13 protein-coding genes are annotated in these 13,943 nt (G+C 64.0%); 2 read left to right on the forward strand and 11 right to left on the reverse strand.

From position 1 onward, the window contains the following. Positions 1–81 precede the first annotated feature (81 nt). A complete protein-coding gene (gene lon, locus EJV47_RS10895) occupies positions 82–2,589 on the reverse strand; it encodes an endopeptidase La (protein WP_424321757.1) in 2,508 nt (835 codons plus the stop codon). A 405-nt stretch (positions 2,590–2,994) separates the two neighbouring features. On the opposite strand from lon, the gene EJV47_RS10900 reads away from it, so the two are divergent. Further along, positions 2,995–5,010, forward strand: a complete 2,016-nt coding sequence (locus EJV47_RS10900) for an OmpA family protein (protein ID WP_126693184.1) — start codon at positions 2,995–2,997, stop codon at positions 5,008–5,010. A 236-nt stretch (positions 5,011–5,246) separates the two neighbouring features. Here the strand turns inward: EJV47_RS10900 and EJV47_RS10905 are convergent, their stop codons facing one another. The 7 genes from EJV47_RS10905 to EJV47_RS10935 form a co-directional block, all read right to left on the reverse strand. Further along, positions 5,247–5,747, reverse strand: a complete 501-nt coding sequence (locus EJV47_RS10905) for a DUF6702 family protein (RefSeq protein ID WP_126693185.1) — start codon at positions 5,745–5,747, stop codon at positions 5,247–5,249. A gap of 95 nt (positions 5,748–5,842) precedes the next feature. Continuing rightward, positions 5,843–7,246, reverse strand: coding sequence for a M50 family metallopeptidase (locus EJV47_RS10910; protein ID WP_126693186.1), 1,404 nt, complete (start codon positions 7,244–7,246; stop codon positions 5,843–5,845). A 193-nt stretch (positions 7,247–7,439) separates the two neighbouring features. Next, complete coding sequence (locus EJV47_RS10915; protein ID WP_126693187.1) at positions 7,440–8,606, reverse strand: 1-deoxy-D-xylulose-5-phosphate reductoisomerase; 1,167 nt, start codon at positions 8,604–8,606, stop codon at positions 7,440–7,442. 54 nt (positions 8,607–8,660) lie between these two features. Then, positions 8,661–9,269 (reverse strand): helix-turn-helix domain-containing protein, encoded by a 609-nt coding sequence (locus tag EJV47_RS10920; RefSeq protein WP_126693188.1) that lies wholly within the window; start codon positions 9,267–9,269, stop codon positions 8,661–8,663. A gap of 128 nt (positions 9,270–9,397) precedes the next feature. Next, positions 9,398–9,895, reverse strand: coding sequence for a hypothetical protein (locus EJV47_RS10925; RefSeq protein ID WP_126693189.1), 498 nt, complete (start codon positions 9,893–9,895; stop codon positions 9,398–9,400). Next, positions 9,861–10,571, reverse strand: a complete 711-nt coding sequence (locus tag EJV47_RS10930; protein ID WP_126693190.1) for a DUF6915 family protein — start codon at positions 10,569–10,571, stop codon at positions 9,861–9,863. The genes EJV47_RS10925 and EJV47_RS10930 overlap by 35 nt, the downstream gene beginning before the upstream one ends. Before the next feature lie 8 nt (positions 10,572–10,579). Then, positions 10,580–11,026 carry a 3-oxoacyl-ACP synthase gene (locus tag EJV47_RS10935; protein ID WP_126693191.1) on the reverse strand — a complete coding sequence of 149 codons (447 nt, stop codon included), beginning with the start codon at positions 11,024–11,026 and terminating at the stop codon, positions 10,580–10,582. A gap of 564 nt (positions 11,027–11,590) precedes the next feature. Between EJV47_RS10935 and EJV47_RS10940 the strand changes: the two genes are divergently transcribed. Then, positions 11,591–12,556, forward strand: a complete 966-nt coding sequence (locus EJV47_RS10940) for a phytanoyl-CoA dioxygenase family protein (RefSeq protein WP_126693192.1) — start codon at positions 11,591–11,593, stop codon at positions 12,554–12,556. A gap of 15 nt (positions 12,557–12,571) precedes the next feature. Here the strand turns inward: EJV47_RS10940 and EJV47_RS10945 are convergent, their stop codons facing one another. Genes EJV47_RS10945 through EJV47_RS10955 form a run of 3 tightly spaced genes read right to left on the reverse strand, consistent with a single transcriptional unit; the run spans position 12,572 to position 13,934 of the window. After that, positions 12,572–12,955: a hypothetical protein gene (locus EJV47_RS10945; RefSeq protein ID WP_126693193.1), complete on the reverse strand. Its 384-nt coding sequence runs from the start codon at positions 12,953–12,955 to the stop codon at positions 12,572–12,574. Positions 12,956–12,974: 19 nt separating this feature from the next. After that, complete coding sequence (locus tag EJV47_RS10950; RefSeq protein WP_126693194.1) at positions 12,975–13,421, reverse strand: hypothetical protein; 447 nt, start codon at positions 13,419–13,421, stop codon at positions 12,975–12,977. 15 nt (positions 13,422–13,436) lie between these two features. Further along, entirely contained in the window at positions 13,437–13,934 is a 498-nt protein-coding gene (locus EJV47_RS10955; protein WP_126693195.1) for a hypothetical protein, read from the reverse strand. Positions 13,935–13,943 lie beyond the last annotated feature (9 nt).

Here is a 13,943-nt window from a genome sequence, read left to right on the forward strand (position 1 = left end):
TCGAGTAGCGCGAGGCATCTGGGTGAAAACGTCAGGCGGTATTCCAACCCGGATGCCTCGTGCTGCTCGACATGGCAGTTCTTAGTGCACTTCCACCTCGTGGGTGGGCGCGGGAGCTTTTTCCTCCTCGCGCACCGTCAGCTTCAGCGGCTTTTTCACCAGCTCATCCAGCAGGGCCACTTCCAGCACGTCGTCGACGCGGTCGGCGTAGTGAATCTGCAAATCCTTCACGTATTCGGCGGGGATTTCCTGGATGTCCTTGCGGTTTTTGTGGCTCAGGATGATGTCCTTGATACCGGCGCGCTTGGCGGCCAGCACCTTTTCCTTGATGCCGCCCACCGGCAGCACCTTGCCGCGCAGGGTGATTTCGCCGGTCATGGCCAGGTGGGAGCGGATTTTGCGCTGCGTAAACACCGAAGCAATGCTGGTGAAGATGGCAATGCCCGCACTCGGCCCGTCCTTGGGCACGGCGCCCTCGGGGAAGTGAATGTGCAGGTCGTACTGGTCGAAGAGGCGGTAGTCGATGCCCAGTTCCTCGGCCCGGCTGCGCAGGTAGCTCAGCGCCGTCACGGCCGACTCTTTCATCACGTCGCCGAGCTGGCCCGACAGCGTGAGCTTGCCCCGGCCCCGGCTCAGCAGGCTTTCGATGAACAGGATGTCGCCGCCCACCGAGGTCCAGGCCAGGCCCGTCACCACGCCGGCGGTTTCGTTGTCCTGGTACAGGTCGCGGTCGAAGGTGGCCGCGCCCAGAATTTTGGCTACGTCGTCGGGCTCCAGCTTGCTCGGGAAGGCCTGCTTCATGGCCTTGTGCTTGGCAATGTTGCGGGCCAGGGCCCCCAGCTTGCGCTCCAGGCTCCGCACCCCCGATTCGCGGGTGTAGTCGTCGATGACGCGCTGCACGGCGGCGGTGCTGATGCTCACGTCCTTGCTGGTCAGGCCGTGCTCGGTGACCTGCTTGGGCCAGAGGTGCTTCTTGGCAATCTGGGTTTTTTCCTCCAGCGTGTAGCCCGTCAGATCAATGATTTCCATCCGGTCGCGCAGGGCGGGGTGAATGGAGTCGAGCGAGTTGGCGGTGGCAATGAAGAGCACGCGCGAGAGGTCGTACTCCACTTCCAGGTAGTTGTCGGTGAAGGTGGAGTTCTGCTCGGGGTCCAGCACTTCCAGCAGGGCCGCCTGCGGGTCGCCGCGGAAGTCGGAGCTGAGCTTGTCCACCTCGTCGAGAATCATCACCGGGTTGGAGGCGCCGGCTTTCTTGATCTGCGAGACAATGCGGCCGGGCATGGCGCCCACGTAGGTTTTGCGGTGCCCGCGGATTTCGGCCTCGTCGCGCACGCCGCCCAGGCTCAGGCGCACGTACTTGCGGCCCAGGGCCGTGGCAATGGAGCGGCCCAGGGAGGTTTTGCCCACGCCGGGGGGGCCGTAGAGGCACAGGATGGGGGCGCGCAAATCCTGCTTGAGCTTGAGCACGGCCAGGTACTCCAGAATGCGCTCCTTCACCTTTTCCAGGCCGTAGTGGTCCTGGTCGAGGATTTTGCGGGTGCGCGTGAGGTTGAAGTTGTCCTTGGTGTACTCGCCCCAGGGCAGGTCGAGCAGGAACTCGGCGTAGTTCAGGCTCACCGGGTACTCGGCGGCCATGGGGCTCATGCGGCTGAGCTTGTCGACTTCCTTCTGGAAGTGCTTGGCCACCGTTTCGGGCCACTTCTTGTCCTTGGCCCGGGTGCGTAGCTTGTCCAGCTCGGCGTCGGGGCCTTCCTGGCCCAGCTCGTCCTGCAGTACCTTCAGCTGCTGACGCAGGAAATAGTCGCGCTGCTGCTGGTCGAGGTCGGTGTGGACCTTGTTCTGGATTTCGTGCTTGATTTCGAGCAGCTGAATTTCCTTCAGCAGCAGCTCCAGCAGCTGGGTGCCGCGCTGCACGCCCTCGTTGATTTCGAGCAGGCGCTGCTTCTGGCCTACTTCCACGTTGAGGTTGGAGGCCAGGAAGTGAATCAAAAACGCGGGCGACTCGATATTATCCAGCGCCACCTGGGCTTCCTGCGGAATTTCCGGGTTGAGCTTGAGCATCTTGGTGGCCGCGTCTTTCAGCGACGCCACCAGGCCCTTCACTTCCTTGGTGGAGCGCGTGGGCATCAGCTCGGGCAGGTACTCTACCCGGGCCACGAAGTAGGGCGCGGTCTGCGTCATTTCGCCGATGCGGAAGCGCTGCTGCCCCTGAATGATGATGGTGGTGTTGCCGTCGGGCAGCTCCAGCAGCTTCAGGATGCGGGCCATCGTGCCCACTTCGTAGAGGTCGGCCAGGGTGGGGTCCTCGGCGTTGCCGGTTTTCTGGGCCACCACGCCCACCAGCTTGTCACCCTTGTAGGCCTTGCGCACCAGGCGGATGCTCTTTTTGCGCGTCACCGTCACGGGCAGCACCACGCCGGGAAACAGCACGGTATTACGCACGGGCAGAATAGGCAGCACCTCCGGCGTTTCGCCCGGCCCGGCGCCGGCCTGCTCGGGGTCGGCCGACACCACTTGCACCAGCTCGTCGGGACCGTCGGTCATAAGCACCAGCCCGGCGGGCAAACGCGGATCAGATTTTTTTGGCATAAGGAAAGGGGGAGGTCAGCAGCGCCAGATTGGCAGGCCCAGGCGGCCCGACTGCTTTCCGCTGAACGAAGATACCCTTTTGTCAAGTGCCGTGCCACGCCCCGGCGGGCTATTTTGCGCGTCAGCCGCCCCGACAAGTCGGCAGGCCCGGGGGTAGGGTGTGAGGGTATAAGGGCTTGAGGGCAGGAGGTCGAATGTTGACGAGTTTGGGCGTTTAAGAGGCATCGACCGAACAACTCCTAAACGCTTACCCGCCCTTACACTCTTGACTTCCAAAGTCAATAACGCCTACCCTCCTACCCCCGTACCCTCACGCCCCACATATATTTGTCGGCTCATCACCGAAAAGCTATATTTTTGGAGTCCTTGGCTTTCCCACGCCGGGCTCCCGCGCCGTCCTCGTCTATGTTTCGTTTGATACGCCAGCTTTTTTTCCTGCTTACGGCGCTTTTTTGGCTTACCAGCCCGCTGCTGGCCCAGAAAAACCTGCCCAACCAGCAGCGTGCCCTCAAGGGTAAAGTCACCCGACAGCTGCGGGTGCGCCCCGACGCCACCCCGGACTTCGTCAACGTCAACCGCCTGCCGTACTTCGAGGACAAAAAGGCCCTGCGCGAAATTGCCAAGGCCGAAAAGCGCAAGAACTGGAACGCCGCCCGCGGCCTGCTGGAGCAGTACGTGGCCCACTTCGGCATCGAGAACTTCTACAAGAACAACATGATGCTCTGGCGCCTGGGGCAGCTGTTTGAGCGCACCGGCAACGAGGAAAAGGCCAAAGCCTACTACCGCCTCGCCCTCAAGCACCACCGCCAGGACGTAACCAAAATCCAGCTTTACTACGACTCGCTGGAGCAGAAGGACGCCGAGCTGTACGTGCCGCTGAAGACCTACTACGACATCGTGGAGTACCGGAAGAACATTGCCACCTTCCGGCCGCCCAAGGGCGTGTACACCAACATGGGCGCGGGCATCAACTCCAACGTGGAAGACTACGGCCCGAGCTACAACGACGACTCGCAGCAGCTGATTTTCTCCTCCAAGCGCAAGGTGCGCGGCATTCACAACGTGGTGGACGAGGAGCTGTACGTGGCCAAGCGCCAGGGCGAATCCTGGCTCGACGCCGAGCCGCTGCCCAAGCCCATCAGCTCGCCCTACAACGAGGGCTCGGCCTGCCTCAGCAAGGACGGCACCACCATGTACTTCTCGCGCTGTGAGTGCCCCACCTGCCACGGCAACTGCGACCTGTTCGTGACCAAGTTCAAGAACGGGCAGTGGACGGTGCCGCAGAGCCTGGGCATGGCCGTCAACTCCACCGGCTGGGACTCGCAGCCGACCCTCTCGCGCACCGAGGATACCCTGTATTTCGCCTCCGACCGCATCGGCGGCTTCGGACTGTCGGATATCTGGTTTACCTACAAGCTTAAGAACGGCGGCTGGGCCAAGGCCCAGAACATGGGGCCCATCATCAACACCCGCGAAAGTGAGGTCAGCCCCTTCTACCACCCGCTCTACAACGTGCTGTACTTCTCCTCGCGCGGGCAGCTGCTGAACTTCGGCGACTTCGACATCTACAAGGCTTACCGCGTGGCCGGGCGCTGGCAGGAACCCATCAACATCGGCCCGCTGGTGAACGGCAAGGGCTCGGAGTACTACTTCACCATCGACGCGGACTCCAAGAACCTGTACTATGCCCGCTCGGAGGAGAAGCAGATGAAAAACCTGGACCTCTACTCCTTCCCCCTGCCGATGGAGGCCCAGCCGCTGGCTACCACCCACGTGGAAGGCTCGCTCATCGACTCCGTGACACAGAAGCCGCTCAACGGCATCATCAGCATCATCGACGTGGACAACGGCATCGAGGTGGCCAGCAAATACGTGCGGCCCGACGGTTCCTTCGACTTCGACCTCATCGACGGGGGCAAGTACGTGATGCTGATTCAGAGCCCGGACTACTTCACGGTGGAGAAGAAATTCGACCTGAAGGCCGACACGGTGATGAAGCTGATGACCACCAGCATCGACTACAACATCCCGCTCATCTTCAAGAACATCGAGTTTGACGCGGGCAAGTCGAATATCCGCCCCTCCATGCACGCCACCCTGGACCGCATCGTGGTATTCATGGTCGACCATCCCGATACCCGCCTGCGCATTGCCGGCCACACCGACGCCGCCGGCGACCCGGACGTGAACGAGAAGCTCAGCCAGGACCGCGCCGACGCCATCCGCCGCTACATCGAAGTCAAGGGCAAGCTCAAACCCAACCGCATCGAAAGCCGGGGCTACGGCAGCACCGTGCCCTTGAAGGAGGAAGTGACCGAAGAAGACATGCGCGTCAACCGCCGGGTGGAGTTCCGCCTGGTGAAGCCGGAGGGCAGCGAAGTCAAGCCCGGCAAGGCCCCGGATGCGGGCGGCGGCTGGTAAACGGCCCCACTGGCAGTCATTGCGAGGAGGCACGACGAAGCAAGCTTTCCTCTCGCGGCACAACGGCGCAACTGGCACCAACCGAAAAATCGTCAGAACAAAAACAGCCGCGCCCGAAACTGTATCTGCAGTTTCGGGCGCGGCTGTTTTTTGGTTTCTACCAGTGGTAACGGCGGTGCTACTGGAGGAAGGATTGCTTCGTCCTTCGTCCTCGCAATGACAGCCGGTGCCGCCGCTTACCAGCTCAGCTGCTGCTCCTCGTTGCCTTCGCGGAACAGGGCACTCTGTTTTTTGCCGCCGGCTTCGAAGTTCACGATGTTCATCTGGTCCTGAAACTGCTCCATCAGCAGGCGGTGGCGCAGCGTGAGGCTCTGCACGGGCTTGCCGGCGGGCAGCTGCACGCTGAAGTACAGCCAGTGCGCATCCTTCTCAGCCTGCTGGCCCACGTAGGTCAGGGGCAGGGCCTCGCCCGGCCGGGTACCGATGGCCACGGTGCGGCGCAGGTAGCCACTGAGCAGGGGCGTGAGCTGGGCGGCGGGCGTTTCGGCCAGGCTCAGGTGGCGGGGCCGCCCCACCGACAGGGCCGCCTCCAAATCATCGGTGAAGACTTTCAGGGCCACCTCCAGCTGCCGGGTTCTGGGGTTCAGCCGGGCCTCCATGATGCTGGCGTGGTAGGCGTGGGCGGCGGCCGTCAGGGCCATGAGCAGGGCGCCCGCCAGGAAAAGTAAACGACGCATAGGCAGGAAAAACTAGCGGCCTAACAACGGCCGGGAAAAAGTAATGCCATCTTCGACGAGGAAGATGGCATTGGGTAAGCAGGAGTCGGGCAGCCTTAGTTGCTGAGCAGCTTGATAATCGGGTTGATGATGATGACAAACGCCATCAGCGAGAGCAGCAGTACCATGCCTACTTTCTGGGCATTTTCCAGGAAGGTGTCCGAGGGCTTGCGGCCCGTTACCATCTCGTAGGTCAGGAACATTACGTGGCCGCCGTCGAGGGCCGGGATGGGCAGCAGATTCATGAAGGCCAGCACCATGGAGAGCATGCCGGTCAGCGACCAGAACTTGTACCAGGAAAACTCCTTGGCCCCGCCGTACTGCTGGGCAATTTCCCAGGGGCCACCCACCGATTTCTGGAAGGAGACTTTGCCGGCAAAAATCTTCGCAAACGCCTTGGCCTGGCCCGTAACGATGCTAAAGGCGCGCTCGGCCCCCTTGGGCACCGAGCCCAGCAGGCTGTAGTAGTGGGTGCCGTAGTTCAGGTTGAACTTCGGCGCAAACCCGATGGTGCCGTCCGCGTCGATGCGCACGTTCAGCGGCAGGGTTTGCCCGTTGCGGCGCACCAGCAGCGGCGTGAGCTTGTCGGGGGCGGCGGGGGGCGGGGTGTTGCTCAGCCAGTTCTTGAAGCGCTGCAGCAGGGAGGGCTTCTCCACCTTAGGCGCGTTGTCGGCCAGGGCTTCCTTCAGTTCGTGGAAGTAAGTAATGTCGCGGTTGCCGACGCGGATAATCTCGTCGCCGGCTTGCAGGCCGGCGCGGGCGGCGGCGCTGCCGGCAGCCACCTGCTCCACCCGGAAAGGCTGGCGCGGCACCACGAAGTGCACTTCGTCCTGATTTTCGACGATGTTTTCCGGTACCCGCACGTCAACCAGCTCGGTGCCGTCCGCCTTGGCGCGCTCCACGGTGTAGTAGGAGTTGGTACCCAGCAGCACGTCCTGGTCGTACACGTAGTTGAAATCGTCGAACGGGCGGCCGTTGACTTTCACAATCTTGTCGCCCTCGCGGAAGCCCATTTTCTCGCCCAGGGGGCTGGGTACCACGCCGTAGCGCTGCGCCTCCTTGGCGGGAATGTACTCGATGCCGTAGATGTAGATGAGCACCGTGAAAATGAGGATGCCCGTCACTACGTTGACGATGATGCCGCCCAGCATCACGATGAGGCGCTGCCAGGCCGGCTTGGCCCGGAACTCGTAGGGCTGGGGCTCGGCGCTGAGGGCCTCCGTGTCGAGCGACTCATCGACCATGCCGGTAATCTTGACGAAGCCGCCCAGCGGGATGGCCCCCACCATGTACTCGGTTTCGCCAATCTGCTTGCCGAAAATCTTGGGCGGAAAGCCGATGGAGAACTTCTCCACCCGCATTCCAAACCATTTGGCCGACAGCATGTGCCCTGCTTCGTGCACGCCTACCAGGATGGTAAGCCCCAGCAGCAGCTGGCCGGCCATTACGAGAATATCCATTCTTTACTTAGTTGTCAGTTGTGTCTGTGGTCTTGGGGGCAGTGCCAGAACGCTCACACCAGAACGTCATTCCGAGCGCAGCCGAGGAATCTCGCCGGATAGTAATTCCAATCGTGAGGCTACTATCCGGCATCAGCACGCGAGATGTCTCGACAAGCTCGACAGGACGGTCAAATCAGATGTCCATGCAAAGCTACTTCACCAACTCCGCCGCCACGCGCCGGGTTTCGGCGTCGGTCTGCACGTAGTCGTCGAGCGAGGGTTCGGCAAGGTACGAAACCTTGGAAAGGCAGTTTTCCACCACGCTGGGTAAGTCCATGAAACCAATCTGCTCGCGCAGGAAGGCGGCCACGGCTACTTCGTTGGCGGCGTTGAGCACGCAGGGCGCGTTGCCGCCACGGCGCATGGCCTCAAAGGCCAGCGGCAGGTTGCGGAAGGTGTCGCCGTCGGGCCGCTCGAAGGTGAGCGTGGGATAATCGAGAAAGGAAAAGCGCGGGAAGCGGTTGGGCAGGCGCTCGGGGTAGCCCAGGGCGTACTGAATGGGCAGCTTCATGTCGGGCAGGCCGAGCTGGGCCTTCAGGGAACCGTCCTTGAACTGCACCAGCGAGTGAATAATGCTCTGCGGGTGCACCACCACCTCGATCTGCTCGTCCGTCAGCCCAAACAGCCACTTGGCCTCGATAACCTCCAGGCCCTTGTTCATGAGCGAGGCGGAGTCGATGGTGATTTTGGCACCCATTTCCCAGTTGGGGTGCTTCAGGGCCTGGGCCTTGGTCACCCGGGCCAGCTCCTGGGCCGAGCGGCCCCGAAACGGCCCGCCCGAGGCCGTGAGGATGATTTTCTCCACCGCGCCGGGCGCCTCCCCCACTAGGCACTGGAAAATGGCCGAGTGCTCGGAGTCGACGGGGTAAATGGCGGCGCCGTGCTGCCGGGCCAGGGCCGTAACGAGCTGCCCGGCCACCACCAGGGTTTCCTTGTTGGCCAGGGCAACGGTTTTGCCGGCTTGCAGGGCCGCAATGGTGGGCAGCAGCCCGGCGTAGCCCACCAGGGCCGTCAGCACCACGTCCACGTCGGGGCGGGCGGCTACTTCGGCCAGGGCCGCGGCGCCGGCCAGCACGGTGGTTTCGGGCTGCGCGGCCAGGGCGGCTTTCACGCCCTGGTACTGCGCTTCGTCGCCGATGACGACCACGGCGGGGCGGAACTCACGGGCCTGCTGCACCAGCAGATCGGCCTGGCGCTGGGCGGTGAGGACGGCCACGCGGAAGCGCCCGGGGTGGGCGCGCACCACGTCCAGCGTCTGCGTGCCGATGGAGCCGGTGGAGCCCAGCAGGGCCAGGGAGCGGGGTTGAGGGGAAGTCATAGGGGAAATGCGGCGAGGCGGGAACGGCAAAGGTAAGCGGCGGCGGCCGAGGCGTCACACTGCCGGCGCAGGCGGCAGGTCGGCCAGCAGGCCTTCCAGGGCAGTGGCTTCAGCATCGAGCAGACGCAGGCGCAGCTCCACCAAGGCCCGCTCGGTGGGGTCGGGCACCGGGGCAGCGGCCGTGTCGGCGTCCAGGGTATCGAGCCAGAACCGCACATAGGCCACGTCTACTTTATCCCCGGGCATCCACGGAATGCTGCCGTCGGCGGGGAGCAGGTAGGCGCGCAGGGCGGCCAGGGCGCGGCGGCGGTGCGCCAGCTCGGCCAGCCGCTTGTCCGTCTTTTCCAGCTCGTAGCGGATAACCAGCGCCCGGTAGCGGCACTCCTTCAGCCGCTTTTCTAGGGGCTCCCGGCGCAACGCCCCCGCCGGTTCTGCGGCTGGTTTGGGCCAGGCCCCTGCGCGTCCCTCAGGTACCGGCTGCGCCTCCAGAAGCACCGTCAGCCGCCGGTCTACTTCACGGGAAAAAGTGCTGCGGCCAGCTTCGACGTGGGCCACCTGGGCGCGCTTGATATGCAGGAAACGAGCTAAATCGGCCTGCGTCAAACCAAAAACCTTGCGTACGAGGGCAGACAGCGAGTTGGAGGGGTAGGCACGGCGGGGCATACTTTTAGCAGCGGATTAACATTCGATTCCAAAATAAATTGAAACGTTAATATTTACTAACATTCAAAATAATAATTCCCTCGAATGTTAATGGTGATTAACGTTCGAGGGAAAAAGGTTATGGATTGTTAATCCGGCAGCATAAACAAGATGCGGCGGCCGGAGTACTCATTGCTCATCTGCTCGTCGCGTAGGGCGGCCGGTTCGGCGTGCTCCGATTCGGCCGGCGGCACCACAACGGCCGATTCGTCTTGGGGCCCGGGGCGCGTCAGGCCCATTGCAGTTAGTTGCTCGTCGGTAAAGTCGTTGTAGAATTCGTCGTCCAGCTCGTCTTCGTACACCTCCGCGTCGGATTGGTAGTCCAGCCCCACGCCGCGGCCTTCGAGAAAGAACTGGCCTCCGCCGCTCATGCTGAACTCGCCCGCACTGGGCAGCTCCAGCGCCTCCGTCAGCAGCCACTCCACATCGTGGGCGAGGTTGCCCGGCTCGAACGTATTGGGCTGCTCCTCCCCGTCGATACTGATGTACACAAAGGATTCGTCGCCGCCGCAGTCCCAACGGACGCTGACGCGGTGGCCGGTCTGCAGCAGCTCAAACAGGCGCTGTTTGGTTTGTTGGTATTCCATGCACTTGCGGGTGGGCCAGCGGGCTGGCAGCAGCCGGGCCAGCAGGCGCGTGAGTGGTTGATAGTTCATATCGACGGTGCTCTTGCTGGCGCAGCCAGGCCAGCTCCTTGGGGTCGGGCCGGTATTGCCACGGGTGGGCGAAGGTGAAGTGCTGGAGCAGCTGGGCCACGTCGGGCAGCGGGCGCAGGGCGGTGGCCAGCTCCTCGGCGGCGGCCAGGCCCAGCAGCTGCCCGGCCAGGTGCACGCCGAAGTTACTGGCCGTGATAAGCAGGGCGGAGGGCAGCCCGGTGCGCAGGTAAGGCGCCAGCACCAGCTGCCGCAGCGGTACCGACAGCATGGCGGGCAGCGCCTCCAGGGCCGGCACCAGCGGGGCCAGGGCAGCATCGGCCTCGCGCAGCCAGTCGCCGAGGGAGGGCACGCGGCCGAGCAAATCTTCCTTGCAGTGCTCGGCGGCCACGTCGCGCACCAGCACGGTGCGCCCGGCGGAGGTGGTCAGCAAGTCGCCCAGCAGCTGGGTGGCCCACTCCAGGCCGAGGGTGTGGTGCAGCAGCAGGCGGTGGCGGGCATGGTAATAAAACAGCTTGCTGCTATCCATAAAGCGGTGTACGGCCACGTAATCCTGCGGCTCGCCCCCAAACTTGCGCTGCGACAACAGGCAATGCTTCCAGATATCCATAGCCGCCCCTACTCCACCGCGTCGACGCGGATGGGCTTGCCGTTGAACGTGGCCGACTCGCCCGCCCGCTTGCCGCTCAGGGCCTGGGCCACCGGCGCCGCCGCCGACACGGCGAAGTAGTCGACGCCGCCCACGGTGAGCTTGCCGGCGCTGATGCTGATGTAGAAGCGGCCCAGGCTGGTGTGGGCCAGGGCGCCGGGGCGCACCGCGTCGCAGGCGCGCTCGGGGGTGATGCGCTGCAGCTCGCCCAGCAGCTGCTTGGCTTCGTGGAGCTGCACGGCATTTCGGTCCCGCTCGTTCTGGGCCATGGCGCGGCCGGTTTCGTACTTGTCGCCGGCGCTGCTCTTGGTTTCGGCGTTGGCCGATTCCTGGGCGGCCCGGATGGCGGCCTCGATGGCCTGAATGCGCTGCTCGGCGAAGCGCTGGCAGGCGGCGTAGAGTTCTGGTTTAAGCATCAGCGGGTTCGGGTGGCAGCCAGCCCTGGGGGATGAGGTGGAGCAATTCTACCATTCGGTTTCGGTATCGGCCCGTACTATCAAGGCATACGATGGTTTCGACGGCGGCGGAGCAGGTGTTCGGGGCCAGCACCGCAGCGTACCACAGGCCCTCCTCGAAAGAAGCGTGGGCCGTGGTAACCGGGGCCCGCTCGTAGTCGAACGGCCGCTGGTGCAGCTGTTCCCACGGCCCGGCTGACTAGTTCCCCGTCGAACCACTCTTCCAGTGAGGCGGCCCCCGGGCCCGCGCAGCAGATGGCCCGCGGCGGCCGGTGCAGGCAGGCGCGGGCCAGCAGCTCGAACCGGGCACCGTCTTCCTCGTCGACGGCTACCAGCAACACCCAGCCGGCCTGGGGCAGGTGCGGCGCCCAATCCGGCGTCTGGAGCGCGTCGAAGTAGCAAACGGCACGTTGCTGAAGAGTTCCGAGCAGGAGCATGGCAGTGGTGGCAGAACGCAAAAGAATGGATTCCCGGGCGCAAACTGGCTTTTCGTTACTTTCGGAGCTGTAACCGCCGTTTTCGGTCATGCTCCAGTTTCTACGCGACCGGCTCAGCTCCTTTAAGCTCAGCTACACCGTCTACAACTTTCTGCACCAGCGCCAGCTGCGCCACAACGAGCAGCTCTACCAGCGCTACGGCCTGCGCAAGCGGGTGTACGAGTCGGTGTCGTCGCAGGACTTCAAGGGGCTGAGCACGGGCGAGCCGGCCCGCTTCGACGCGCAGGACAGCCGCCACGCGGCCGCCAGCTACCCCGAGTTCCGGCAGTTCTCGCCCGAGGTGCAGGCCAGCCTGCTGCCCTGGTCGGAGCGCGGCTACGTGGTGCTGCGCGGGTTTTTCACGGCCGAGGAAGTGGCCACCATCAACCGCGAAATCGACCGGCTCATCGGGCAGGGCGAAGCCAACTGGCGCTACGAGCGGGTCAAAATCATGTTTGCCATTCACCAGTCGGAGGAAATCCGGCGCATCGTGAACAAGCCCGAGCTGCACGCCATCCTGAGCTTTTTGCTGGGCAAGGAGGTGCGCCAGCCGTTCCAGAGCATCAACTTCCAGCAGGGTAGCCAGCAGAAGGCCCACTCCGACACCATCCACATGACCACCTACCCGCTGGGCTACCTCATTGCGGCCTGGATTGCGCTGGAAGACGTGGATGCCAATAACGGGCCGGTGTTTTACTATCCCGGCAGCCACCGCCTGCCCTACGTGCTCAACGACGACTACCCCCACGGCGGCACCCACTTCACCATCGGCGAAGCGGCCTACCAGGCCTACGAGCAGGCCATCGACGCGGTGGTGAAGCAAAACCAGCTGCAGCCCGAGGAATTCCACGCCCGCGCCGGCGACGTGCTGCTCTGGCACGCCAACCTGCTGCACGGCGGCACGCCCATTCGCGAGGCGGGCCGCACCCGCAAGAGCATGGTGCTGCACTACTTCGCCGAGGGCGTCATCTGCTACCACGAAATCACCCAGCGGCCCGCGCTGCGGCAGGAGTAGCGGCCGGGGCCAGGCTTACAGCTTCTGCCACAGCCACCAGGCCGCCACGGCTACCAGAAACACCGCATTGCCGATCCGTGCCGAAAGGCCCTGCTCCAACTCGGTCAAATAATACAAGTGGCCGCGGTGACTCACGATGTCGACTATTTGCCCGACAGCAAGCGTGTCGTCTTTCTTTTTGGGGTATTCCAGCCGCTGCACCCGAACGTGGCCGGTGGCATCCAGGTATTCCACGTACGGGTAGCTGCGCGGCGTCAAGGCGTCGGGCTGGCTGTACTCCCGCACGGTGCCCTGTGCCTGGTAGCCCTCGGCAAGCAGCGTGCGAAGAAAGCGGCGTTTGACGCGCCAATCCCACAGCAGCAGCGCGGCCAGAACCAGAGGAACAAGGCTGCCAGTCATCGGAATAAGTGTAATAGCCTTATACTGACAAAGCTAGGGCACGCTGCACGGTTTCTATCCACTGCTCGTCCCGCGGGTCCACGATTATCGTGCGGAAGCCGTACTGCTCCCCTTCCAGGGCCACGCCCGGTGCGTCGTCCACCAGCACGTCGATGCCGAAGCTGGGCGGGTGCTTGGAGCAGCGCACCCGCGCCTCCCGCTCATGCCGCCGCTGGTTTACCACGCCGTCGAGCCGGACGCCGTGCAGCCAGAACAGGCGCCGGATGTAGCCCGCCGAACGGTACGAGGTGGTATATATCCATACCTGCCAGCCCTGCCGCTGGCAGTGGCGCAGTAGCTCGGCCGTGCCCTGGCGCAAGGGTTCAGGGCCGAGCAGCCGGGCCAGCCAGCCCAGGCGCGGCGCGTCCAGCGCGAAAGGGTGGCCGGCGCGGATGAGGGTGTTGTCGAGGTCGAAGGCGAGGCGCACGGCGGGTTGAGCAGGTTATTCGGGCCGCTCCGCTGCCAGCTCCTCCTCCGGCACCGGCGGCTCCAGCTCGTCGTACAGCGCCTGCAGCTGGGCCTGGCTGAAGCCGTCGGCGGTGCTCAAGGTGAGGCCGTGCTCGGCGTGAGCCAGCCGCAGCTCGTACACCGACCGCGAGGAAAGCAGGCTACCGGGCTTGCTCAGCTCACTCACCAGCGTCTCGGCACGGGGCCACGCGAACTGCCGCCGCTTGAACAGCTGGTAGAACTCAATGGTGATGGTATCGGCGGTGAGCGTGATGCGCTGCGGGTGCCGCTCCTGCAGCAGGTACAGCAGCCCCAGCGCGGCAATGAGCAGCACCGGGCCGCCGTAGCCGATGAGGCTGGCCCAGATGCACAGCCCCGCGGCCAGCAGCAGCAACGGCAGCTCCCGGCGCCAGTGCCGGGCGTGGGTGCGCGGGTTTAACAGCTGCCAGGGCTGCTCGGCCGCGTCCTGAGTGTTGTTCGGAAGTACTTTCATCGGGGATGC

This window comes from Hymenobacter gummosus (assembly GCF_003970915.1).
GTDB classification, from domain to species: domain Bacteria; phylum Bacteroidota; class Bacteroidia; order Cytophagales; family Hymenobacteraceae; genus Solirubrum; species Solirubrum gummosum.

What these genes read in the sequence shown, in the direction of transcription:
- EJV47_RS10940 (WP_126693192.1), top strand. Translation starts at nt 11,591, where the DNA reads ATGCTCCAGTTTCTACGCGACCGGCTCAGCTCCTTTAAGCTCAGCTAC.
- EJV47_RS10945 (WP_126693193.1), bottom strand. Translation starts at nt 12,955, where the DNA reads ATGACTGGCAGCCTTGTTCCTCTGGTTCTGGCCGCGCTGCTGCTGTGG.
- EJV47_RS10920 (WP_126693188.1), bottom strand. Translation starts at nt 9,269, where the DNA reads ATGCCCCGCCGTGCCTACCCCTCCAACTCGCTGTCTGCCCTCGTACGC.
- EJV47_RS10925 (WP_126693189.1), bottom strand. Translation starts at nt 9,895, where the DNA reads ATGGAATACCAACAAACCAAACAGCGCCTGTTTGAGCTGCTGCAGACC.
- EJV47_RS10905 (WP_126693185.1), bottom strand. Translation starts at nt 5,747, where the DNA reads ATGCGTCGTTTACTTTTCCTGGCGGGCGCCCTGCTCATGGCCCTGACG.
- EJV47_RS10900 (WP_126693184.1), top strand. Translation starts at nt 2,995, where the DNA reads ATGTTTCGTTTGATACGCCAGCTTTTTTTCCTGCTTACGGCGCTTTTT.
- EJV47_RS10915 (WP_126693187.1), bottom strand. Translation starts at nt 8,606, where the DNA reads ATGACTTCCCCTCAACCCCGCTCCCTGGCCCTGCTGGGCTCCACCGGC.
- EJV47_RS10935 (WP_126693191.1), bottom strand. Translation starts at nt 11,026, where the DNA reads ATGCTTAAACCAGAACTCTACGCCGCCTGCCAGCGCTTCGCCGAGCAG.
- EJV47_RS10955 (WP_126693195.1), bottom strand. Translation starts at nt 13,934, where the DNA reads ATGAAAGTACTTCCGAACAACACTCAGGACGCGGCCGAGCAGCCCTGG.
- EJV47_RS10910 (WP_126693186.1), bottom strand. Translation starts at nt 7,246, where the DNA reads ATGGATATTCTCGTAATGGCCGGCCAGCTGCTGCTGGGGCTTACCATC.
- lon (WP_424321757.1), bottom strand. Translation starts at nt 2,589, where the DNA reads ATGCCAAAAAAATCTGATCCGCGTTTGCCCGCCGGGCTGGTGCTTATG.
- EJV47_RS10930 (WP_126693190.1), bottom strand. Translation starts at nt 10,571, where the DNA reads ATGGATATCTGGAAGCATTGCCTGTTGTCGCAGCGCAAGTTTGGGGGC.